Genomic DNA, 21,687 nt, shown 5'->3' with positions numbered 1-21,687 from the left:
GCGGGATCGCCCGCAGCCGCCCGGTGGCCCGGGGGCGCGCCGCCCTAGAGCCAGTCGTGGCGGCGCATGATCCACCACACGCCCAGGCCCGAGCCGACGGTCAGCACGCAGGTGAGGATGTAACCGAAGGTGGTGCCAAAACCCGGGAAGGGCACATTCTGCCCGAACCAGCCGGTCACGAAAGTCACCGCGGCCAGCACCGCCGCCCAGCCCGAGAGCTTCTTCATCACAATGTTGAGCCGCGCATCCTGCAGGGACAGGTGGGTGTCGAAGACGGTGCCGATCATGTCGCGCAGGGAGTCGCTCCACTCCCCGGCGCGCAGCACGTGGTCAGTCAGGTCGGAGTACCACGGGTCGAGGGCAACGAGTTCCTGGCGGCGATTGCGCCACAGCACATTGACCAGGTCCCGCATGGGCAGCACCACGCGGCGCAGCGCCACAAGCTTCTTGCGCATGGCGTAGGCCTCCAGCTGGAAGCCCGGGTGCGGCCCGTCGTCGGCGAAGAGCTGGTCCTCTAAGCGGTCAATGCGCTCATCGAGGTCCTGGATGGTGGAGAAGTAGCCGTCCACGATGACGTCAAGCAGCCCGTGCACCAGGGAGAAGGGGCCCAGGTGCAGCAACTCCCCGGCGGCGCGCCATCGTTCCAGGACCGGTTCCATGTCGAATCCGCCGCTGCGGCGGATGGTGATGAGCCCGTGCGGGGAGATGAAGGCGGAGATCCGGTGCAGGAGGAGCCCGTCGCCGTCGGGGTCCTGGGCGCTGGCATCGGGCAGTACCTCACGGGTCAGGGAGGTGGCGTAGGCGACGAAGAAGGCGCGGTCACCGTGATGGGTGGCCTTGGTGCGTTCAAAGGGGGCGATGGCGTCCTCAACGGCGGTGGGGTCGAGCGCCAACTCCTCGGCCAGGAGCACCAGCGTGGCCGGGTCGGGATCAGCCAGGTCAATCCACACCAAGGATCCCGGATCCTCCAACTCCTCGGAGATACGGCCCAGGGAAAGGGCGGTAGCGGTCTCCTGCCCGTCGCGCCAGATAATCGCGCGGATCTCGCCCGCCTGGGCGGGCCGCGTCATAGGAGACATACGGCCATGATTCCACTCCTGGGCCCGCGCGTGCCGGGTTTTGGGCGGGCGATGCGGTCGGGCGCGGTGAGTGCCGTGGGGTGCTGCGGGCCGGGGAGAGCCGGGACGCGCCCTGGTTTCGCGCAGAGTCCACTACGGTCGGCTGATATCCGCTATCCACCGGTCGGTGGACACCTCGGTGGGCTGACTGGTCGCTACCGGCCGAGAATCTCGGAGCCAATACTGGCGCCATGACTCACGATCACGCGATCGAAATTCGCTCCCTGACCAAGTCTTACGGCGATAAACAGGTTCTGCGGGGCCTGGACCTGACCGTGAGCGCCGGCAGCGTCTTGGCGCTCCTGGGTCCCAATGGGGCGGGCAAGACCACCACCGTCGAAATCCTTCAGGGCCTGCGCCGCGCCGCCTCCGGCACTGTTGCCGTCCTGGGTGAGGACCCCCGCCACGCCTCCCGCGCCTGGCGTGCGCGCCTGGGCATTGTCTCCCAGTCCTCCACTGACCTGGCCGACCTGACGGTGACCGAGGCGGTCAGGCATGTCAGTCGCTTCTTCGCCAATCCGAACGATGTGGCGGAGACGATCGAGCGCGTGGGGCTGGCCGATGACGCCCGTACCCGTGCCTCACGCCTGTCCGGGGGGAGGCGGCGCCGGCTCGACGTGGCCATGGCGATCATTGGGCGGCCGGAACTGCTGTTCCTTGACGAGCCCACCACCGGATTCGACCCCGAGGCCCGGCGGGAGTTCTGGAAATTGGTCGAGGATTTGCGGGCGGACGGCACCACGGTCCTGCTGACCACCCACTACCTCGATGAGGCCGCCCACCTGGCCGATGACGTCGCCATTATCCTCGGCGGCCGGGTTGTCACGCGCGGCACCCCCGACGAACTCGCCCGTCAAGCGGGCACCGAGCGGACCGTGCGCTGGATGGAGGACGGGGTGCGCCGGGAGGTCAGCACGGCGCGGCCGAGCGCCGTCGTACGCGACTTGCTCGACCGATTGTCCGGGGCCGACGGAGAAGTCGAGGGCCTGGAGGTCATCACCCCCACTCTGGAAGACCACTACCTGGCGCTGGTCGCCGAGCACAGCCAGTACGACCGGAATACAACGCGGGCCTCGAGCGCCACCGCCCGAAACGCCGCTTGAGGCCAGACCTGAGCCGCCGAAGGAGATCCACATGAGTGTCGCATTCGCCTCCAAGGACCAGCCCGCCACCGCCACTGGGTCGACTGCCCCGGCCGGGGGGACCGCTGGTCGAACCCACCGCAGTGACCCGGCCCGGCGCAGCCCGCGCCCGGCGCACCCACTGGCCGTCGTCGCCACGCTGACCCGCACCAGCCTGGTCAACTTCATCCGCGAACCCATTGGCCTGGCCATGGAGTTCTTCTACCCGTTGTTCATGCTCGGCATTTTCAACGCCGTCTTCTCCGACGACATCGCCCCGGGCGTGTCCTACGCCGAGTATCTCCTGCCCGCCATGATCACCACCGGGATCCTCACCACCTGCCTGCAGAACCTGACTATTTCCGTGGCCACAGAGCGTGAAAGAGGCTATCTCAAACGCCTGTCGGGCCTGCCCGCCCCCGCCTGGGCCTATGTGGCCAGTAAATGCCTGTCCAACGCGGTTCTGGCGCTCGCCAATGCCACCATGCTCATGCTCGTGGCCCACTACGCGCTGGATATTGATATGCCCTCCACCGGGCGGGCCTGGGGACTGTACGCCACCACGACCCTCCTCATGATCTCCGCCTGCACGGCCCTGGGCCTGGCCATTGGCCGGCTGCGCCCCAATGCCCGCGCCGCCTCCGGAGTCATCACCCCCGTGGTCATTATCCTCCAGTTCGTTTCCGGCATCTTCTTCCCCCTGGGGCAGTTGCCCGACTGGATGGTCCACACCTTCTCCGTCCTGCCGGTGCGCTGGTCCGCCGAGCTCATGCGGGAGAGTTTCCTGCCCGCCGATTTCGCCCTGGCCGAGCCCACCGGCACCTGGGAGACCGGCAAGGGGCTGGCCATCCTGGTGGCCTGGCTCGTGGCCGGGGTCGCGGCCGCCATTGTCATCACCCGTCGCGACACGGTGGATCGGTAATCGGCCGCAATGCCCGCCCCGGTGCAGGTGGGGCGGCAGCGGGCAGGTGCTCGCCCGCCCGCCGCCGAGGAGGATCCGAGAGCGGTCGGGGGGAGCGCCGAGGACGCGATCGCCGAAGCGCCCGGGCGAGGCCTGCTGGAACCGAGGCCTGCTGGAACCGAGTCGAGCGCCCCTGTGATCCAGGGCCGGACCATTTGTCCCCCGAACGAGGGACAGCCGTGAAGTCCAGCCGGTGGCTACCGGCGTCCTGGATCACATCACATACTCGTCACATGTCATCTCGCACCGCGATTGAGATCAGTTCTTTGACCAAGTCCTACGGCGACAAGCGCGTCCTGACAGGTTTAGACCTGGCCGTTCCGGTGGGGACCGTGCTGGCGCTCCTGGGGCCCAACGGCGCCGGTAAGACCACCACGGTCGAGATCCTTCAGGGCCTGCGCCGCGCCGCCTCCGGCACTGTTGCCGTCCTGGGTGAGGACCCCCGCCACGCCTCCCGCGCCTGGCGTGCGCGCCTGGGCATTGTCTCCCAGTCCTCCACTGACCTGGCCGACCTGACGGTGACCGAGGCGGTCAGGCATGTCAGTCGCTTCTTCGCCAATCCGAACGATGTGGCGGAGACGATCGAGCGCGTGGGGCTGGCCGATGACGCCCGTACCCGTGCCTCACGCCTGTCCGGGGGGAGGCGGCGCCGGCTCGACGTGGCCATGGCGATCATTGGGCGGCCGGAACTGCTGTTCCTTGACGAGCCCACCACCGGATTCGACCCCGAGGCCCGGCGGGAGTTCTGGAAATTGGTCGAGGATTTGCGGGCGGACGGCACCACGGTCCTGCTGACCACCCACTACCTCGATGAGGCCGCCCACCTGGCCGATGACGTGGCCATCATCCTGGGAGGGCGCGTCGTGGAGTACGACACCCCCGAGGCGCTGGCCGGACGGGCCGGGAACAAGAGGAGCGTCAGCTGGATCGAGAACGGTGAGGAGCGCGCCGAACAGACCACCACTCCTACCGCCGTCGTCCAGGGCCTGGCGGCCCGGTTGGCGGGCCCCGATGGCGAGGTGCCCGGGCTGCAGGTCCACACCCCCAGCCTGGAGGACTACTACCTCGAGCTCATCTCCGGCCACCAGACCACATGAGGACCCTGAGGACCCTGAGGGTCTTGACAAAACCGACAAGCAGCGCCACAGCCCATTCGCGGGCAGCCCAGCACAGCCGCACCTTCATCCCACCAGTGAGACGAGACCACCCATGAGCGCCACTACTGCCATTCCGTCCTCCACCGCCGGGGCCTCGCACGCCGTCCAGCACCCGGGCGGCGCTGCCGCATCCGTCATGACCATGACGGTCGTCAGTCTGAAGTCCTTCGTGCGCGAGCCCATCGCCTTCATTATGGGCTTGTGCTACCCGGTATTCATGATGGTGCTGTTCAACGCCGTTTTCCCCGGAACGATGGATGGGGGCATCACCTTCGGCGAGTACATGCTCCCGGCGATGATCTCCATGGGTGTCCTCATGACCTGCATGCAGACCCTCGCCATCGCCGTGGCCGCCGAACGGGAAACGGGAGAACTCAAACGCCTGGCCGTGCTGCCCGTTCCGCCGTGGTCCTACGTGGTGGCCAAGTGCGCGGCCAATGCCGTTCTGGCCCTGATCAACGTTGTGGTCATTATGCTGGTCGGGAATCTCGCCCTGGGCATTAGGCTGCCCAGTTCCGTGAACTCGTGGGGGCTGGCGGCCCTCACCCTGGTGCTGACGGTAGCCACCTGCACCGCCCTGGGCCTGGCCATTGGCCGCCTGTGCCCCTCTTCGCGTGCCGCTGCCGGGATTCTGACGCCGGTGGTCATTATTCTCCAGTTCGTCTCCGGTCTCTTCCTCCCCCTGGGGCAGCTGCCGGGCTGGATGGTTCACGGCTTCTCGATGCTGCCGGTGCGCTGGTTCGCCGAGCTCATGCGCGAGGCCTTCCTTCCCCCCACTTTCGCCATCGCCGAGCCCACCGGGAGGTGGGAGACCGGTAAGGGGCTGGCGGTTGTCACAGCCTGGCTGGTGGTCGGCGTCGTCGCCGCCATTGTCATCTCCAAACGCGATACCGTCGATCGGTGATGGGTGAGGAGCAGGAGTTCAGGCCCGCGCAGAGCCGTCGGTCGTGGTGGCAGCGGCTGATCGTTTTCGCCTCGCGCGGTAACGGCAGGCCCGGCAGCGTGCATGAGCCCCTGGACCGGATCCCCCTGCCGCCTCGGGTGTGGCGGGTGCTCACGTGGGCTCTGGCGGCCGTGCTCCTGGTCGTGCTACCGCATACGGCGCTGGCCTTCGGCGGCTTCTTCATCCTCTTCCCTCTCATATGGTTGGTGCACACCCGATTCTGGGCCGCAACCGGCGCCGTCATCCTCCTGGGGGCGGGCATTGCGGTGACCTTGGCTGTCAGCGGCGCCGAGGCGCCCGTGCTGGTGGCCGCCACCATGGTGCTGTTGGCGCTAATCTCGGGGACCTGGGTGACCCGGGTGCAGATAGCGCGTGCTGACGCCCTCAAGGTGGCGGCGGCCAAGGAGGAGGCGCTGCGGGCCCTGGCCCGCGAGCATGCCGAGCGCGTGGCCGCTGAGCACGCGGCGGGTGCGGCCGCTGAGCGGGAGCGTTGGGCCCGGGAGGTTCACGACACTCTTGCCCAGGGATTCGTCTCCGTGGTGACTCTGGCCCAGGCGGCCCTGGCGGAGCTGGAGGACGACGAGGAGGCCGAGCAGGTCGAGCGGCCGGGGCAGGAGGAGCCGCCGGCGGGGCCGCGCGAGTTGACGGGGCGGGTCGCGGGGCCGTCGTCCTCGCTCGCGCCGCCCGCCGTGCTGGGGCGTCTGACTCAGATTGAACGGGTGGCCCGTGAGAACCTGCTTGAGGCGCGCGCCCTGGTTGAGGGGCGCGGCCCGGGAGCCCTGCGCGAGCGCGGTTTGGAGGGGGCGCTGCATCGGCTTGTTGATTCCCTGTCCCATGAGGGGATCGAGGCCTCACTGGTCCTGGCGCTGCCCGAGGCGCTGCCCCCGGCGCTTCAGGTGGTGGTGCTGCGCCTGGTTCAGGAGTCGCTGAGCAATGTGGTGCGGCATGCGCGGGCTGAGCGGGTGGAGGTCGTGATTGAGCCCGCCGATGGCGTCCTGGTCGTGTCCGTGGCCGATGATGGTGTGGGGATCGGTCGACCGGTTCCCGGTTTGGGATTGACGGGCATGAGAACCCGGGTGGAGTTGCTAGAGGGAGAACTCACAGTGGGGTCGGACGGGTTGGTGGGTGCGGACGGCCGTGCCGGCACCCTCATCAAGGCCACAATGCCCCTGTGAACTATGTTGCGACTGCATCGAGTACGTCTGTTGGTTCCGGGGATAACCATGTGCGGGTGCTCATTGTCGATGATCACCCGGTGGTGCGTTCCGGGCTGATGGGGATGCTTGATTCCGCCGCCGGTATCGCGGTTGTCGGTCAGGCCGCCGATGGTGATGAGGCGGTGCGCCTGAGCCATCGGCTGAAGCCGGATGTGGTTCTTATGGATCTGCGCATGCCGGGGGTCGACGGCGTGACCGCGACTCGCTTGATCTCGGCCGGGGCGGGCACGGCGCGCAGTGCTGCCGGGGCGGGCACGGCGCGCAGTGCTGCCGGAGGGCGCAGTGCGGTGCTTCAACGAAGAAGAACGGATGGGTCGTCGGCCGTGCCGGATGACATGGCGGTTCCCCGCGTGGTCGTATTGACCACCTACGACTCCGACGAAGATATTCTGCCCGCCGTGGAGGCCGGGGCTATTGGCTACCTGCTCAAGGATTCCCCGCGCAGTGACATTCTTGCCGCTGTTCGCGCTGCGGCCAATGGGCGCGGGGTTCTCAGTCCGAGGGTGACGGCGCGGCTGGTGCAGGCCGCCTGCAGCAGTCATGGCGTCGATGTGCAGACGCCCCCCGATCTTTCTCCTCGTGAGCACGACATCGTCGTCGCCGTCTCACGTGGTTTGTCCAATAGCCGGATCGCCGCTGAACTGTGTATTGCCGAGGCAACCGTTAAAACATATTTGAAGCGGGTGTTCCATAAACTCGGCGTCGATTCCCGGGCGGCCGCGGTGGCTCAGGCGGTGCGCTTCGGCATGCTGGAACTGGATTAAGCGGCGATTAAGCGGCCGGGGCGGTTCCACCGGCGACCGGAGGATGTTCGCACTCGGGTTCCAGAACCCCTCCGCCGGTTCTTCTCATCCGGCCCCGGGGCGGTGCCCCGGAGCCGGAAGCCGGTTGAGGGAGGTGCGGACCAGGTCCGTCAGGCCGCGGGACCGCCGGGGGCCTGTGCCCTTGCCGCCAGGCGGCGGCGCCTGCGTCGCTTGACTTGAACGACAACGCCCGCGATGGCGGTTCCAATACTGATGACGTCGACTCCCAGTCCGGCCAAGCGCACCGGCCTGGCCGAGTTCGTCTCCCACTCCCAGTACTTGAGGAAGTCCTCTGTGCTCAAAGGGCATTCCTGACCGTCGCGCTCGATCGCGAATCCGGAGGTTGGTTGACCCTCCTCCACACAGGTCACCTCAGGGGGCGGCCCGATATGGGGGACGGCTATCATGCAGGCGCCCGCGATGAACAGGACAAGTGCAGCTACATAGAGGTGCCAGGGTTTCATGGCCTGAACCCTACCGGAGGTCGTGGGCGGCGGTGTACCGCCGGGGTCACGGGATACCGCCGGGGTCACGGGGCTCGTGAGGCGGTTACGCGCCCCGGCCTGAGGCGGGGCTAGCGCTGTCCCAGGACGAGGGGGTGGACGACCCCGGCCCCGGCCTGGAGCAGCAGCGCGGCAGCGACGGCCAGGGTCCACCCCGAGTCCGTCCAATCGTCAACGAGGACCACGGTGCGGCCCTGCAGGCCCTCCACGGCCGTGGGCGCCCAACCCTCCAGGCTCATGCTGCGGGCCACAGCGGCCAGGCGGGTTGCCGAGTTGACGCCATGGCGCCCGGGCGGGCCGGTCATCCCCACGACCCCCAGGGGTTCAGCGCCCAAGCGGTGGGCTACCGCCCGCCCCAGGTGGCGCACCAGCGTGGGGCGGCGCTGGGAGTCCACAATAACGACGGCGTCGGCTCCCGGGGCCCCGTCGGCGCGCCGCATCATGGCCCCAAGGCGGTCAACCAGCTCCAGGACCGGGGCTCGCAGGGTGCGGGGGACCACGCCATCGGCCCCGCCGCGCGCCTCGGGGGGCTCTTCGACCTGACTCGACTGGCCGCCCTTGGCGGGCGTCCCCGGCCGGCCGGGGACCGGTGGGGGCTGACGCCGCTCGCCGCTCGCCTCACGGGGGGACCCCGGGGCTGCGGCCGGCCCGCCTTGATCCGGGGTGGCTCCTGCGGGCTCAATCATTCGGCGCAGCGCCACCGAGATCCCCAGGCCGTCCAGGCGGCCCAGGGCCAGCCCCGGCGCGGCCCGGAGCGCTGGCCCGATCCTCCCGGAGTATTGGGGCAACCCGAGCCGGGCCATGCCGGTGGGCCACTGCCGGCGCGCCGTCAGCTCCACACCCAGGCGCCCCAAGGTCCGCCGGGCCTGCTCGACCCGGGCCGAGGACGCCGTCCGGGGCAGGCTCAGGCCGCCGCACAGATCGCAGACCCCGCAGCGCCAGCCGGCGGGCATGACCGGGTCGTCCAGAGCGGCGCGCAGAAAGGCCATGCGGCACTGCGGGGCCTGGAGCCGCTCGTAACGCTCCATGGCCTCCTGCTCGGCCAGCCTGGCCGCCTCCACCCTGGTGTAGCGCTCGGCGTCGTAAACCCAGTGCTCCCCGGTGGCCTCCCAGCCGCCACGGACCCGGCGCACTGCGCCGTCAACGTCCAGGACCTTGAGCATGGACTCCAGACGGGTCCGGCGCAGGCTGGTGGAGGTCTCCAGCGCCGCCGTCGAGACCGCCCCCTCCTTGCGCTCCCGGGCGGCCTCCAGGGCATTGAGGACCTCGCGCACGGCCTCCTCGGGCGGGAAGCCCTGGGCGCCGAACCACTGCCAGATCGCGCGGTCCTCAGCCCCGGGCAGGAGCACCACGTCGGCGCGGCGCACTCCGCGCCCGGCACGACCCACCTGCTGGTAGTAGGACACGGGCGAATTCGGCGCCCCCATGTGCACGACGAACCCCAGGTCCGGCTTGTCGAACCCCATGCCCAGGGCGCTGGTGGCCACCAGCGCCTTGACCCGGTTCGATTTCAGCTCCTCCTCCAGGCGCTCACGCTCAGCCGGCTCGGTTTGGCCGGTGTAGCCCGCCACCTCCAGGCCTTCTCGCCGCAGGTGCTCGGCGACCTCCCCGGCGGCTGAGACGGTCAGGCAGTAGACGATCCCGCTGCCGGGGGCCCGGTGCAGGTACTCGGTGAGCCAAGCCAAGCGCGAGGCGGCGTCCGGCAGGCGGAGCACCCCCAGGTGCAGGGAGTCCCGCTCCAGGGAGCCGCGCAGCACGAGGACCCCCGGGACCGGCCCGTTCCTGCTCCCACTGGCGAGCTGTTCGGCCACGTCGGCCGTGACCCGGGCGTTGGCCGTGGCCGTCGTGGCCAGCACCGGTGTGCCCGGTCCCAGCCTGGACAGAAGGTGGCGGATGCGCCGGTAGTCGGGGCGGAAGTCGTGACCCCAGTCCGAGACGCAGTGCGCCTCGTCAATGACGACCAGCCCGGCGTCGGCGGCCAGCCGCGGCAGGACCGCCTCCCGGAAGACGGGGTTGTTGAGGCGCTCCGGGGACACCAGGAGCACATCAACCCGCCCGGCGTGCACCTGGGCCTCAATCTCATCCCACTGCGCGGTGTTCGCGGAGTTCATCGTGACGGCGTGAATGCCGGCGCGCTGGGCGGCCGCCACCTGGTCGCGCATGAGGGCCAGCAGCGGGGAGATGATCATGGTGGCGCCGGTTGCTTCACGCCCTCCGGGAGCCGGCGCCGGGGTCCCGGGCTCCCACCCGCCCCAGCCCTCGCGCAGCAGCAGCGTGGCCACGAAGTACACCGCGGACTTGCCCCAGCCCGTGCGCTGGACCACCAGGGTGCGGCGCCGGTGGACCACCAGCGCCTCAATGGCCCGCCACTGGTCTTCGCGCAGGCGCGCCTCCTGGCCGCCCACCAGGGCCCTCAGCACCTCCTGGGCCCGCTGGTGCATCTCGTTCGTCCCGGGCGGGCCGGCCCCGGCACGGCCGGGGGCGGGCGCGCCGTCTGCGGTGACATCCATGGGGCCACGGTATCGGCGGGTACCGACACGAGCCGCTGCCTTAACGCTGTTGCCGCTGTTGCCGCGCACAACTGTGCCCCACCGCCCCCGAAGGCGGAGCCCTCGAACGTAGACTTCCTGACGTGGAGATCCTCATCATTGTCGTCATTGGCGCCCTGGCGATCGCCGGCGCCTCCCAGTTGGGCGCGCGCCTCGGCCTAGCCCCCGCCCTGCTCCTGCTGGCCCTGGGGATTGTCGTCGGCTACCTGCCCGTTGTGCCCGCCATCGAGGTCAACCCCGAAGTCGTTCTCCTGGGCGTCTTGCCGCCACTGCTGTTCTCCACCGCAGTCTCCATGCCCACCATGAACTTCCGCCGCGAGTTCATGGCGGTGGCCGTGCTAGCGGTACTCCTGGTCGCCTTGAGCGCACTCGTTGTCGGCGTGGTGCTCAGCTGGGCCATTCCCGGGGTCTCTCTGGCCTGGGGTATTGCCATGGGCGCCGTGCTCAGCCCTACCGACGCCGTCGCCATCTCCATTGCCAGGCGCCTGGGCGTCTCCCAGCGGATCATTACCGTCTTGGAGGGCGAGGGCCTGCTCAATGACGCCACCGCCCTGGTCATCCTCACCTCGGCGGTGGCGGCGGCCACCGCCGGCTCGGTGACACTGGGCGGCGTCGTGGGCGGGTTCGCCTCCTCGGTCCTGATCGCCCTGCTCGTGGGCTGGCTGGTGGGCGAGGTGAGCCTGCGCCTGCGATCGTGCACCCTGGATCCCACCGTGGACACGGTCATCTCCTTCACCGTCCCCTTCATTGCGGCGCTGCCCGCCGAGCATTTTGGCGGCTCCGGGCTGGTGGCGGCAGTCGTGGCCGGCCTGGTAACCGGCTTCCGTGAACCCCGCCTGCTGCCCCCCGGGCACCGGCTGGCCGGGCGCCAGAACTGGCACACCGTCGAACTGGTGCTGGAGGGATTTATTTTCCTGGTCATGGGGCTGCAGTTCTTCGGCATTGTTGAGCGGGTCAGCGCCTCGGGGCCGAGCCTGGGCCCGGCAATCAGTGTCGCCCTCATGGCCGGGACGCTCACCATTGTCGTGCGTGCAGCGGTGGTGAGCCCCATGCTCAAGCTCCTGCGGGCGAGCACGGCCCGACGCTCCCAGCAGTGGGAGGAGATGAATGAGCGAATGAGCGCCTTCAAGGAGCGCTGCGATGCCATTGCCAACGGTGAGGTCGGCCCGGCGCGTCGGGTGCCCTGGGACCGGCGTCGGCGTGAACGCAGTACGAGGACGGCCCTGCTGACTGCGTTGACCGCAGTGCGTCGGCTGGTCCCGGGCCGCCGCGACCCGGCGCCCGCCGGAGAGGCCGAGCGCCGCGAGCAGCACACGCAGCGGGCCCAGCGCCGAGTGCGGCGCACGGGGGCGGACCTGGACTACTTCACCGCCCAGCCCCTGGGCCCGCGTGAGGGGGCGGTCATCGTGTGGGCCGGGATGCGCGGCGCGGTCACCCTGGCCGCGGCCCAGACCCTCCCGGCGACCGCACCGCACCGCCCCTTCCTGCTGCTTGTGGCCATCCTCGTGGCGGCCGGTTCCCTGGTGATCCAGGGGCTGACGCTGCCCGCGCTCGTCCGCCTGGTCCAACCGGCCATGGCGGGGCGGGCCGACGACGCCGAAAGGGCCTCCCTCACCAGGCTCCTGGTGGCGGCCGCCAAGGACGTCGCCATGGAGAGTCGCGAGGGGGCGTACCGGCCTGAGTCGGATGAGGTCGCGCCGCACGGGGAGCTCTCCATGCGCGAGGCGTTCATCCGCGCCTGGGCTCGTGGCGAGCGGCCGAGCGACACCGTCGGCGCCGATGGCCCCCAGGAGGCCGATGGTCTACCGCCGTCCCTGGAGGAGGCGGTTCTTCAGGCCAAGGAGGCATTGGCCCGCGCCGAGGTCACTCAGCGGGCGCTGGACACTATCCGCGCCCAGCGCGACGCCCTGCTCGACGCCCGCGATGACGGCCTGTACTGCGCCCAGACCCTGGAGTACGCCCTGGCCCGCCTGGACTACGAGGAGATTATGCTGACCAGCCGCCCGGCCTGAGCCGGGAGCCCCCTTCCGGCCGCCAACCGCATCCGCCCGTGGCCCGCGCCTGGGAGCGGTGGCGCTCAGTCCTCCACGTCTACGCGCCGGGGCCACCACTGACCAGTGTCCGGCGGCGGCCCCGCCGGGTCCCAGATCCCGGCCACGGGGCGATCGCACAGGGGGCAGGTGCCGTGCGCGGTCACCCGGTAGGCGGACAGCCGGTAGCCCTCGTGCTCGACCAGCGCGCACCCGCAGCCCGCACAGCGCACGGTGGCGGCATCGTTGTCGCGCACATTGCCCAGGTACACGTGGGCGAGGCCGGCGTCGTGGGCGATGGCCCGGGCCCGGCGCAGCCTCCCCATCGGCGTGCGCGGGACGTCGAGCATGCGGTGGGCGGGGTGGAAGGCGGTGAAGTGCAGTGGCACCTCGGTTCCCAGTTCGGCGGCCATCCAGGCGCACAGGGCTGCCAGTTCGGCGTCGGAGTCGTTGAAACCCGGGATGAGCAACGTGGTGACCTCCAGCCAGGTGCCCATGGCCCTGATATCCACGAGCGTGTCGAGAATGTCTCCCAGGCGGGCCCCGGTGGTGCGCCGGTAGAACTCCTCAGTGAACCCCTTGAGGTCGATATTCGCCGCGTCCACCGCCCCGAAGAGCTCGCGGCGCGGCCCCGGCTCGATCCACCCGGCGCTGACCGCCACCGCCATGAGCCCGGCCTCATGGCAGGCGGTGGCGGTGTCAATGGCGTATTCGGCGAAGATGACCGGGTCGTTGTAGGTGAAGGCGACGCCCACCGCCCCCTCCTTCTGCGCGACGGCGGCCAGAGCGGTGGGCGTGGCCGTGGCGGCCAGGGTGTCAATGTCCCGCGAGGTGGAGATCTCCCAGTTCTGGCAGTACTTGCACGCCAGATTGCAGCCGGCGGTGCCGAAGGACAGGATGGTGGAGCCCGGCAGGACGTGCGACAGGGGTTTCTTCTCAATGGGGTCCAGGGCGAAGCCGGAGGATCGTCCGTAGGTGGTCAGCACAATCGCGTCGCCGCGCCTGACGCGCACGAAGCAGAAGCCGCGCTGCCCGTCGCGCAGGGTGCAGTGCCGCGGGCACAGATCGCAGCGCAGGCGACCGTCGGGGGCGCGGCTCCACCAGCGCGCCACGTAGTCCCCGCCCGCCGGCGCCTCTGGGCCGGTTGCCTCCGCGGCCGGGCGCCTTGGGGCCGATGGCGCCGTCCGGGCGCTCATGGTGCGCCCCCATCGGGTACCCGGCCCGTGGGGGCGGCATTGGGCACGCCCGGGGCGGTCTCTTTCCATGCTGTAACCGTGTAGGTCTCAATCCTCACGTCCGGCCCCCAGTACCCGGGGGCGAGTCCGGCCTTGCGGCGCAGGTGGGCGAGGAAGTCGGCCGCCTCGGGCAGCTCCTCCCACACTTGGGGCAGGAAGGTGGCCCGGTGCCACCCGGCCTGCAGAATGACGCCGTCGACGCCTGGGCGCAGCCGCTTGAGCAAGTCGGTTTGGCTGCGCACGGGCAGGGGGGTGGGGGTGGAGAGGACCGAGACCTCGATGATGATCGAGTTCAGCTCCGCGGCGCTCAGGGGGTTGAAGCGGGGGTCGCGGAAGGCGGCGTTAACGGCGTTGGCCTCGACGTCTTCGCCCAAGGGGCGGCGGGCTATAAGACTGCCAATGCAACCGCGCAGGGCGCCGTTGAGTGTGAGAGTCACGAAGCTGGCGCCCTGCTCCGTGAGCCAGGCGGCCCGGGGGGCGGGCGGCGGTTCGGCGTCCAGGCGGCCGGCAATGGCCGCCCGGGCCAGGGGCAGGAGCACTAGCCCGGCGTCGGCGGGCACGAGGGGGCTCATTGGTGTCCTCCGTGGCGGCCGTGATGGAAGGCGACGGCGCAGTAGCCCACGACGCGATCGGGGCTGCCAATGGTGTCGGCGCTGGTGGCCGCCCCGAGCAGCCGCGCACTCAGGCCCTGTTCCCCGGCGGCCAGGAGCAGGGCGTTGACACCGGTGGCACCGCAGGCCTCGTCGTGGTCAATGTCCGCGCTCAGGGAGAGGATCCGGCCCAGTGTGGCGGTGTCGACCCGGTGCGCGGCCTCCTCGGGCAGGTAGTGGGACAGATCCGAGCTGACCACGACCAGGCAGTCCTGGCGCCCCAGGAAGGGGCTTACGGCGCGGGCCGCCTCCTGAGGGCTGACCCAGCCCACCGCCAGTGGCACCACGGGAACACCGGGCAGGACCGCGGCCATGAAGGGGAGCTGCACCTCCAGGGAGTGCTCGGCGGCGTGGACGTCGGGGCGGGTGACCACCAACCCGGTCTGCGCCAGGGCCTCGATCTCGGGGGGCACCTCCACGGCCACCGCCCCCACCGGGGTGTCCATAGCCCGGCATCCCGGGAGGGCCAGCGCCCGCACGCCTACGCGGTGGGTGGGGCCGAGGAGCACCACGCGGCGCAGGCGCTCGCGCAGGGACTCGGCCTGGACCCAGGCCAGGGCGGCGGTGGGACCGGAGTAGACGTAGCCGGCGTGCGGCACGATGAGTGCGGCCGGAGGGTCGCCCACGCCAACGGATTCGCGGGCCGAGTCAAGCATTGCCGCGACGTCCTGGCGCAGGCGCGCGGGCTCGGCGGGGTAGAACAGGCCCGCTACCGCCGGCGGGCGTAGGGACTGGGTGTGGCTCATGAGGATCGCGCTCCCTTGGTCGCCTCATAATCAAGGGTACGCGCGTCCGGGCCCGGGGCCGAGGCCCTGGTACGGGTCCAATGCGGCGACTCGGCGCACCGGCCCCCGAGTGCCGCCCCCGAGTCGCCCGAGTCGGGGGAGGCGGGGGCAGGGCGCCGGCCTCCCCGGTGCGGGCCGGATGGCCCGAGCGGTTAGCTCCGGAATGCACCGGAATTGTGACGTAGGTCCCCGCCGCTGCTAATCTCACATCCATGTCCAGCGCCAGCACACCGGAGAACGTCCGCGTCATGATCGTGGACGACCATGAGATCGTCCGTCGCGGCATTGCCGAGATCATTGACCGCGCCGACGGCCTTGAGGTGGTCGCTGAGGCCGGGTCCAGGGCCGAGGCCCTGCGCCGGGCCGAGCTCATGCGCCCCGACGTGGTGTTGGTTGACCTCCAGCTGCCCGACGGCACTGGCATTGAGCTCATGCACGAGCTGCGCGACCTCGTCCCCGCGGCCCTGCCGGTTGTGCTGACATCCTTCGACGACGACGAGGCCCTGGCCGAGTCCCTTCAGGCCGGTGCGCGCGCCTACCTGCTCAAGACCGTCCACGGGGCGGAGATCAGCGACGTGGTGCGCGCGGTCGCCTCCGGGCGGGTCCTGCTCGACGAGCGCACCGTCACGCGCCGCCGCGCCGATCACGACGACCCCACCGCCGAACTCACCAATGCCGAGCGCAAGGTCCTCGACCTTATTGGCGACGGCCTGTCCAACCGTGAGATCGGCGCGCGCCTGGGCGTGGCCGAGAAGACCGTTAAGAACCACATCACCTCATTGCTGGCCAAAATGGGCCTTCAACGCCGCACCCAGGTTGCCGCCTGGGTCGCTGGCCAGCGCGCCAGCGGCTGGCGTCATAACACCTGACCGTGCCGGGCCCGGTCGGTGGGAGGGCGGGCGGAGACGGTCGGAGCGGTGGGCCGAGGGCCGGCTTGCGCGCCGCGCAGTCGATTCCCCGGTCCTACCGGTGACCGGCTGCGGGGTCGGGCTTGCGCTGAGGCCTCAGTCCTGGCGGGCCGGCTCCTCCAGGGGGATGCGCCAGGTGAAGCAGGTGCCGCGCCGCGAGCCGTCGGAGCGCGCCCGCGGCCCAATGACGAAGCTCCCGCCATGGCGGCGCGCCCGCTCGGCCATGTTCGCCGTCCCCGAGCGGCGCACCACCGTCGGGTCCACGCCCACACCATCGTCCCGGCACACGATCTCGACCACCGGGGAGCCGTCGAAGGCCTCGGCGTCCCCGGAGGCGGGTCCCTGGGCGGTGGCATGGGCCACCTCGGCGGCCCCGGGCAGCACTCCCTCGATCTTAATGTCCACGGTCACCGAGGAGGCCCGTGCGTGGCGGGCCACATTGCTCAGGCCCTCGCGCACGACTGCGACCATGTCGTCGGCAACGTCGGGGCCCACGGCCGCGTCAACGGCGCCAATGAGCTCGTCCTCCTGCTCGCGCCCGGCGTGGCCCAGGGCCGACCCGTCCACGCTCAGCAGCAGGGAGGGGGCGTAACCCAGGGCGGTACGCGCCAGGGAGGCCTCCCGGCGCAGCCGTTCGACCAGGCTCGCGTCCTCATCCCGGTCGCGTAGGGAGCGCACGATGGAGCGAATCTGACGCACCGAGTCGTCCACGGCCACCAGGGCGGAGTCCAGGGCGGTGCAGGCGGCGACCATCGTGAGCTCCTCGCCGTCCTCCTCGCCGCCGGTCAGGCGGTCGCGGGCCGCCGAAATCCGCATCCCGGTGGCGAAGAGCTGCTGGATGGCCAGGTCGTGCAGGTCCCGGCCAATACGGGCCCGCTCGTCCAGGAGCGCCGCCATCTCCTCGGCGTGCTGGGCATCGGCCAACTCAAAGGCCATGGTGGCCTGGCCCGCGAAGAGCTCGGCAATCTCCAGATCCTGGGAGGTGAAGCGGGCCGCCCCGGGTTCACGCAGCAACAGCATGACCCCCACCGAGCGGCCCCGGTGGATCATGGGGGCGTACAGGGCCGGTCCAAAATCGGCCAGCTGGGGCACGCGCAGGTCGCCCGCCGCCCAGGCCCCCTGGAGGGAGTCGACCACCAGGCCCGTCTGCTGCTCCAAGGTGGCCATGGCGCGGCCCTGGGCCGGGAAGAGGGTGCCGACCAGTCCTGAGGCGTGCTCGCCGTCGGCTATCTCGCAGATCCAGGTCTCGCCGACACTGGGCAGGATGAGGGCGGCGGTGTCGGCGTGTGCGACCTGCCGCACCCGCTGGGCGATGAGGGTCAGGGCGTCGTCCTCCTCGGCGCCCGAAAGCAGCATGGTGGTCAGTTCTTGGGAGACCGCCATCCACTGCTCGCGGTCGCGGGCCTGACGGTAGAGACGGGCGTTGTCCACCGCCACGGCGGCGGCCTCGGCCAGGGTCAGGACGGTGGCGAGATCCGCCTCGGTGAAGCCGCCGGGCTTATTGCACAAGTAGAGGCGCCCGTAGACCTGGTCGTGCAGGCGCAGCGGGGCCGACAGCAGGCTGCCGGCCTCCTCGCCTTCAATGGCGCCGGTGAAGGCCGAGACCGTGGACAGGTCGTTGTCAATGACCACGCCGGTGTCCTGGGGGCCGGCGGGCAGGGCTCCCGCCAGGAGGCTGGCGAGTTCATCGGGAGAGGCCAGGACGTCGCCGGCGCTCAGGCTCGCGGCGGGCAGCGCAGCGGGATCGACGACGGCGTGGCGCAGCACCGCGATGGTGCCCCAGGCGGCGCCGGTAATGGAGCAGGCGGAGTCCACCAGGCGCCCCAGGGCGTCGGGCACTCGCAGGGAACTGGTCAGGCGCAGGGCCGCCTGGAGCAGGGTGAGGGCCTCAGTGTCCAGGAGCGCCTGATCACCGTGGCGCCGGGCGCTCCTGGAGGCGCAGGGGTCGCCGTGAACGGCGTAGGCCAGGGAGCCCGCGGCGCAGGGGCCGGGCGAGCCGGGGGCGGTGGCAGTGCCGATTGGATCCTCGGGCGCATCAGAGAAGTCGGAGAAAGCGGTGGGGCGGGGGGCTGTAGCGGGGTCACTCATTGGTCGTCTCCTGGGTCAGGGACCAATTGGTCGTCTCCTGGGTCAGGGACCAATTGGTCGTCTCCTGGGTCAGGGACCAGCGGTAGTGGGGGTCCACGGATACCAGCTCTTCGTGGCTACCGCGCCGTAGGACGCGGGCCGGCTCACCGGGGCCGGGGGCGCCCATGATGAGAACCTCGTCGGCGCCGTCCAGGGCCGACAAGCGGTGGGTGACCAGTAGAACGCCGCGCTGGGGTGCAGCGGTCCCGGACTGCTCGCCGGGTACGGGGCTCACCCGCGTCACCTGGCCGCCCGCATCCAGGAGGTCCGCCACGAGCTTGTCGGCGGTGGCGGGGTCCAAGTGCTCGGCCGGCTCGTCGAGCAGCACGAGTGGGGCCGGGGCCGCCAGCGCCCGGGCCAGCAGCAGGCGGCGGCGCTCCCCGCCGGAGACTGTGGTGGCGTCCGAGCCGATGACCGTGTCCAGGTGCTCGGGCAGGGCCTCCAACCAGGCCCCCAGCCCGGCGCGCTCGAGCAGGCCCGTGGCCTGCCCGGGTGTGAGGCCGCCATTGGCCACCCGCAAGTTCTCCAGGACGCTGGTGTTGAAGACGTGCGCATCCTCCGTGGTGAGGTTCATTCGCGCCGCAACCTGCATGCGGGCGGCTCCCCAGGGGCTGGCGCCGTCAATGGTGAGCTCACCGGCCTTGGGCTCCAGGAGCCCGGCCAGGGTGAGCAGGAGGGTTGTCTTGCCGATTCCCGAGGGGCCGACGATGGCCAGGCGCCGGCCCGGCGTCAGGTCCAGGTCAATGCCCCGGGCCACAACCGGGCCATCGGGCCAACCCACGGCCAGGTCGCGGGCCCGCAGGTGGGGGCCAGCGGGGCCGACCTCGGGCAGGGCCCTGCTCTCGGCGGCGGTGGAGGCCTCGGCGCACTCGACCAGCTTGATAATCCGCACCGCGGCGCCCGCTGAACGCACCAGTTGGACACTGGCGGGACCCAGGTTCGCTGTCGCCTCGAAGGCGCTGAGCGGCACCAGGACCACGACGGCGAGCATGACCGGGTCCAGGGTCCGGGCCGCAACCGCCGGCACCCCCGCGGCCATGCCGCCCAACACCGCCAGCCCCATGGCCAGCACCTCCACTCCGGCTGCGCCGGCCGCGGGGCGCGCGGCCCGGTCCCGGGAGTGCGCCAGCGCGGCCTCCACCCGCTCCAGGCCCTTCATGACGTGGGGCAGCCTGTTGGATACGGAGAGTTCGGAGCCGCCCTCCAGGGCGGTCATGACCGCTGTGCTCAGGGCCTCAGCGTGCTGTTGGCGGGCCAGCTCGGCGGCGCGGGCCGCCCGGACCGTGGCCAGGGGACCCACAATCCCGGCCAGGAGCAGGCAGGCCGCCAGGATGAGGCCCGCGGGCCAGAAGACGAGCCCCACCCCTATGCTGGTGGCGGCACCGACGCTTGCGGCCACCGCCAACGGCAAGTAGGCGCGCACCACCAGGTCCCCCACGGCGTCGACGTCCGCGCCCACCCGGGCCAGTACCTCGCCGCGGCGCAGGCCGGCCAGCGTGTCGGTGCGGGAGGCCGCCAGGATCCCGTAGAGATGGGTGCGCAGGGCGGTCATGCCCCGCAGGGCGGTGTCATGGGAGATAAGACGCTCGCAATAGCGCAGCACGGAGCGGCTAACCCCGAAGAGGCGCACCATGACCGGGGCGACCCCCAGGGCGGCGACATCGGGCATCTGGGCGGCTCGAGCAATGAGCCAGGCGGCGACCCCGGACAGGGCGATGGCGCAGAACAGCCCCAGGCCACCAGTGAGGACGGACAGGGCGAAGCGCTTGCGGTCCAGGTCCAGCAGGCGCACGGCCCGCCGCAGGGCGCGGCGTTCGGGGGCGGTCAGGACCAGGCTCATGGGCGCTCCTCCGGCGAAGCGCCCACCATGGCCGGGGTGCGGTCTCCCGGAGCCGGTTCGGCTGGGGCGGAGGTGACCTCAATGAGGTCGTCGGCCAGGGCCAGTAGGGGGGTGCGGTGGGCGATGACCACAATGGTGCGCCCGGCGCTGCGGAGGGCGGCGACGGCGTCGAGGACATGGGCCTCGCTGGCGGCATCCAGGTGGGCGGTGGGCTCATCGAGGACCACCAGCGGCGTGGGCGCCAGCAGCGCCCGGGTCAGGGCCAGGCGCTGGCGCTGACCCACGCTGAGGCCCTGCCCGCCTTGGCCGACGGCGGTGAGCCAGCCCTGCGGCAGGTCGGCGAGGACCTTGTCCAGGCCGGTGGCCCGGGCGGCCTCCTCCAGTCCGGCGGTGGGGGCCATCCCGGCGGCCTGCGGGCCCAGGACATTGTCCAGCACCGAGCCGGCCACCAGAACAGGCCGTTGCGGCACCCAGGAGATCTGGGCCCACCAGGTGGCCGGGTCGATCTGCGTCAGGGGGGTGGGAGCACCGTCGGGGGTGCGCAGCACTACCCGCCCCCGGTCGGGTGAGAGCAGTCCTAGGAGCACCAGTGAGGCGGTCGACTTGCCGGCGCCCGAGGGGCCGACCAGCGCCGTGACTCGGCCCGGTCTTATGGCGGCGGTCAGGGGGGCCGGCGCCCAGGTGCCGCGGGCGGCTACGCCCACCCCCTCCAGCTCAATGGTGGTGGTGCCCAGGTCCGGTGCCGGTGACGTTCCCCGCTCGGGCAGGGGCGCGTCCAGGATCTGGAAGACGGCTTCGGCGGCGGCGGCCCCGTTGGTTGAGGCGTGGAAGTGGAAACCGACTTGCCGCAGCGGCTGGTAGACCTCCGGGGCGATCATGAGCACAAGCAGGCCGGTGGCCAGGTCCAGGTGGCCGTAGAGGAGCCGGAAGCCGATCTGCACCGCGATTATGGCCACCGACAGGGTGGTGATGAACTCTAGGACCGCCCCGGACAGGAAGGCGACGCGCAGGGTGGCCATGGTGGTGGCGTTGTAGGCGTGGCCCAGTTCGGCTACGCGCCGGCGCGGTCCCTGCTCGCGTCCCAGGGCCTTGAGGGTGGGCAGTCCGGCCAGGAGGTCGAGGACCTGGGCGCCCAGGCGTTCCATGGCCTCCAGACGCTCGGCGGAGTGCGCCTGCGTCATGCGGCCGATCAGCACCATGAACACGGGAATGAGGGGAATAGTGCACACCACCGCGACGGTGGAGGGCAGGTCCTGGGTGAGCAGCACCATACCGGTCGCCGGGGTGAGGGTAGCGGCCAGGAGGAGCTGAGGCAGGTATCGGGTGAAGTAGGGCTCCAGGTCGTCCAGGCCGCGGGTGAGCAGGGTGGCGGTCTCGGCCGAGTTGGTGGCCTGCCAGCGCGGCCCTAGAGTGGCGGCGTGCACGAGCACCTGACGGCGCAGGTCCATGGTGGTGGCGGTGGCGGCCCGGTGGGCGCGCACCTCTTGGAGGCACAGGACCAGCGCCCGGGTCGCGACTATGGCCGCCAGGGCCAGCAGGGCGGTGCGCAGGGCCAGCGGGGGCGCCTGCCCGGCGATGACCGGGGCGGCGGTGCGCGAGATGAGGAACGCCTGGACCACCACGAGGAGGGCTGTGAGCGCGCCGGTGACCGCCGTGGAGGCGATATAGGTCCGGGCTGAGCGGGCATAGCGCATGAGCCGGGGGTCGAGGGGCTTCACCATGCCAGGATAGTGGGATAGG

At 71.0% G+C, this 21,687-nt stretch carries 17 protein-coding genes; 8 read left to right on the top strand and 9 right to left on the bottom strand.

Translation table 11 applies throughout. The features are described from left to right. Positions 1–44: 44 nt before the first annotated feature. Positions 45–1,079, bottom strand: coding sequence for a magnesium transporter CorA family protein (locus EUC46_RS03315; protein WP_206645878.1), 1,035 nt, complete (start codon positions 1,077–1,079; stop codon positions 45–47). Positions 1,080–1,309: 230 nt separating this feature from the next. Between EUC46_RS03315 and EUC46_RS03310 the strand changes: the two genes are divergently transcribed. The 6 genes from EUC46_RS03310 (at position 1,310) to EUC46_RS03285 (ending at position 7,281) form a co-directional block, all read left to right on the top strand. Further along, the gene (locus EUC46_RS03310; protein ID WP_128772775.1) at positions 1,310–2,221 is read left to right on the top strand and encodes an ABC transporter ATP-binding protein; all 912 of its coding nucleotides are present in this window, start codon (positions 1,310–1,312) and stop codon (positions 2,219–2,221) included. Between the two features lie 31 nt (positions 2,222–2,252). Then, positions 2,253–3,161 (top strand): ABC transporter permease, encoded by a 909-nt coding sequence (locus tag EUC46_RS03305; RefSeq protein ID WP_128772774.1) that lies wholly within the window; start codon positions 2,253–2,255, stop codon positions 3,159–3,161. 272 nt (positions 3,162–3,433) lie between these two features. Continuing rightward, positions 3,434–4,297 (top strand): ABC transporter ATP-binding protein, encoded by an 864-nt coding sequence (locus tag EUC46_RS03300; RefSeq protein WP_128772773.1) that lies wholly within the window; start codon positions 3,434–3,436, stop codon positions 4,295–4,297. A 112-nt stretch (positions 4,298–4,409) separates the two neighbouring features. Further along, complete coding sequence (locus EUC46_RS03295; protein ID WP_128772772.1) at positions 4,410–5,261, top strand: ABC transporter permease; 852 nt, start codon at positions 4,410–4,412, stop codon at positions 5,259–5,261. Continuing rightward, positions 5,261–6,475 carry a sensor histidine kinase gene (locus EUC46_RS03290; protein ID WP_241655370.1) on the top strand — a complete coding sequence of 405 codons (1,215 nt, stop codon included), beginning with the start codon at positions 5,261–5,263 and terminating at the stop codon, positions 6,473–6,475. The genes EUC46_RS03295 and EUC46_RS03290 overlap by 1 nt, the downstream gene beginning before the upstream one ends. Beyond that, complete coding sequence (locus EUC46_RS03285) at positions 6,472–7,281, top strand: response regulator (protein WP_128772770.1); 810 nt, start codon at positions 6,472–6,474, stop codon at positions 7,279–7,281. The genes EUC46_RS03290 and EUC46_RS03285 overlap by 4 nt, the downstream gene beginning before the upstream one ends. A 149-nt stretch (positions 7,282–7,430) precedes the next feature. On the opposite strand, the gene EUC46_RS03280 is transcribed toward EUC46_RS03285, so the two are convergent. Both EUC46_RS03280 and EUC46_RS03275 read right to left on the bottom strand, forming a co-directional pair. Continuing rightward, positions 7,431–7,784, bottom strand: coding sequence for a hypothetical protein (locus EUC46_RS03280; RefSeq protein ID WP_128772769.1), 354 nt, complete (start codon positions 7,782–7,784; stop codon positions 7,431–7,433). A gap of 110 nt (positions 7,785–7,894) precedes the next feature. After that, positions 7,895–10,333 carry a RecQ family ATP-dependent DNA helicase gene (locus tag EUC46_RS03275; RefSeq protein WP_128772768.1) on the bottom strand — a complete coding sequence of 813 codons (2,439 nt, stop codon included), beginning with the start codon at positions 10,331–10,333 and terminating at the stop codon, positions 7,895–7,897. A gap of 122 nt (positions 10,334–10,455) precedes the next feature. On the opposite strand from EUC46_RS03275, the gene EUC46_RS03270 reads away from it, so the two are divergent. Then, positions 10,456–12,384: a cation:proton antiporter gene (locus EUC46_RS03270; protein ID WP_128772767.1), complete on the top strand. Its 1,929-nt coding sequence runs from the start codon at positions 10,456–10,458 to the stop codon at positions 12,382–12,384. 65 nt (positions 12,385–12,449) lie between these two features. On the opposite strand, the gene amrS is transcribed toward EUC46_RS03270, so the two are convergent. From amrS to amrB, 3 genes are read right to left on the bottom strand one after another with little or no spacing between them, the layout of a single operon-like run. Beyond that, the gene (gene amrS / locus EUC46_RS03265) at positions 12,450–13,598 is read right to left on the bottom strand and encodes an AmmeMemoRadiSam system radical SAM enzyme (protein WP_128772766.1); all 1,149 of its coding nucleotides are present in this window, start codon (positions 13,596–13,598) and stop codon (positions 12,450–12,452) included. Beyond that, complete coding sequence (gene amrA, locus EUC46_RS03260) at positions 13,595–14,209, bottom strand: AmmeMemoRadiSam system protein A (RefSeq protein ID WP_128772765.1); 615 nt, start codon at positions 14,207–14,209, stop codon at positions 13,595–13,597. Before amrA ends, amrS begins: the two co-directional genes overlap by 4 nt. Continuing rightward, complete coding sequence (gene amrB, locus EUC46_RS03255) at positions 14,206–15,033, bottom strand: AmmeMemoRadiSam system protein B (protein ID WP_128772764.1); 828 nt, start codon at positions 15,031–15,033, stop codon at positions 14,206–14,208. The genes amrA and amrB overlap by 4 nt, the downstream gene beginning before the upstream one ends. A 251-nt stretch (positions 15,034–15,284) precedes the next feature. Between amrB and EUC46_RS03250 the strand changes: the two genes are divergently transcribed. Further along, on the top strand, positions 15,285–15,941 hold the full coding sequence (locus EUC46_RS03250) for a response regulator (RefSeq protein WP_128772763.1): 657 nt from the start codon (positions 15,285–15,287) through the stop codon (positions 15,939–15,941). A 135-nt stretch (positions 15,942–16,076) separates the two neighbouring features. Here EUC46_RS03250 and EUC46_RS03245 read toward each other — a convergent pair whose 3' ends face one another. Genes EUC46_RS03245 through cydD form a run of 3 tightly spaced genes read right to left on the bottom strand, consistent with a single transcriptional unit; the run spans position 16,077 to position 21,665 of the window. Beyond that, on the bottom strand, positions 16,077–18,068 hold the full coding sequence (locus EUC46_RS03245) for a GAF domain-containing sensor histidine kinase (protein ID WP_128772762.1): 1,992 nt from the start codon (positions 18,066–18,068) through the stop codon (positions 16,077–16,079). Beyond that, a complete protein-coding gene (gene cydC / locus EUC46_RS03240) occupies positions 18,061–19,947 on the bottom strand; it encodes a thiol reductant ABC exporter subunit CydC (RefSeq protein WP_128772761.1) in 1,887 nt (628 codons plus the stop codon). The genes EUC46_RS03245 and cydC overlap by 8 nt, the downstream gene beginning before the upstream one ends. Then, positions 19,944–21,665: a thiol reductant ABC exporter subunit CydD gene (gene cydD, locus EUC46_RS03235; protein ID WP_206645880.1), complete on the bottom strand. Its 1,722-nt coding sequence runs from the start codon at positions 21,663–21,665 to the stop codon at positions 19,944–19,946. Before cydD ends, cydC begins: the two co-directional genes overlap by 4 nt. Between the last annotated feature and the right edge of the window lie 22 nt (positions 21,666–21,687).

The organism is Actinomyces oricola, assembly GCF_004104015.1.
GTDB classification, from domain to species: domain Bacteria; phylum Actinomycetota; class Actinomycetes; order Actinomycetales; family Actinomycetaceae; genus Actinomyces; species Actinomyces oricola.
This window is presented reverse-complemented; position numbering and strand designations above follow the sequence as displayed.

Excerpts from the sequence above, each read along its gene's own strand:
- amrS (WP_128772766.1), bottom strand. The coding sequence starts at position 13,598 with ATGAGCGCCCGGACGGCGCCATCGGCCCCAAGGCGCCCGGCCGCGGAG.
- EUC46_RS03300 (WP_128772773.1), top strand. The coding sequence starts at position 3,434 with ATGTCATCTCGCACCGCGATTGAGATCAGTTCTTTGACCAAGTCCTAC.
- amrB (WP_128772764.1), bottom strand. The coding sequence starts at position 15,033 with ATGAGCCACACCCAGTCCCTACGCCCGCCGGCGGTAGCGGGCCTGTTC.
- amrA (WP_128772765.1), bottom strand. The coding sequence starts at position 14,209 with ATGAGCCCCCTCGTGCCCGCCGACGCCGGGCTAGTGCTCCTGCCCCTG.
- EUC46_RS03280 (WP_128772769.1), bottom strand. The coding sequence starts at position 7,784 with ATGAAACCCTGGCACCTCTATGTAGCTGCACTTGTCCTGTTCATCGCG.
- EUC46_RS03290 (WP_241655370.1), top strand. The coding sequence starts at position 5,261 with ATGGGTGAGGAGCAGGAGTTCAGGCCCGCGCAGAGCCGTCGGTCGTGG.
- EUC46_RS03275 (WP_128772768.1), bottom strand. The coding sequence starts at position 10,333 with ATGGATGTCACCGCAGACGGCGCGCCCGCCCCCGGCCGTGCCGGGGCC.
- EUC46_RS03310 (WP_128772775.1), top strand. The coding sequence starts at position 1,310 with ATGACTCACGATCACGCGATCGAAATTCGCTCCCTGACCAAGTCTTAC.
- cydC (WP_128772761.1), bottom strand. The coding sequence starts at position 19,947 with ATGAGCCTGGTCCTGACCGCCCCCGAACGCCGCGCCCTGCGGCGGGCC.
- EUC46_RS03245 (WP_128772762.1), bottom strand. The coding sequence starts at position 18,068 with ATGAGTGACCCCGCTACAGCCCCCCGCCCCACCGCTTTCTCCGACTTC.
- EUC46_RS03250 (WP_128772763.1), top strand. The coding sequence starts at position 15,285 with ATGTCCAGCGCCAGCACACCGGAGAACGTCCGCGTCATGATCGTGGAC.
- EUC46_RS03315 (WP_206645878.1), bottom strand. The coding sequence starts at position 1,079 with ATGTCTCCTATGACGCGGCCCGCCCAGGCGGGCGAGATCCGCGCGATT.
- EUC46_RS03305 (WP_128772774.1), top strand. The coding sequence starts at position 2,253 with ATGAGTGTCGCATTCGCCTCCAAGGACCAGCCCGCCACCGCCACTGGG.
- EUC46_RS03295 (WP_128772772.1), top strand. The coding sequence starts at position 4,410 with ATGAGCGCCACTACTGCCATTCCGTCCTCCACCGCCGGGGCCTCGCAC.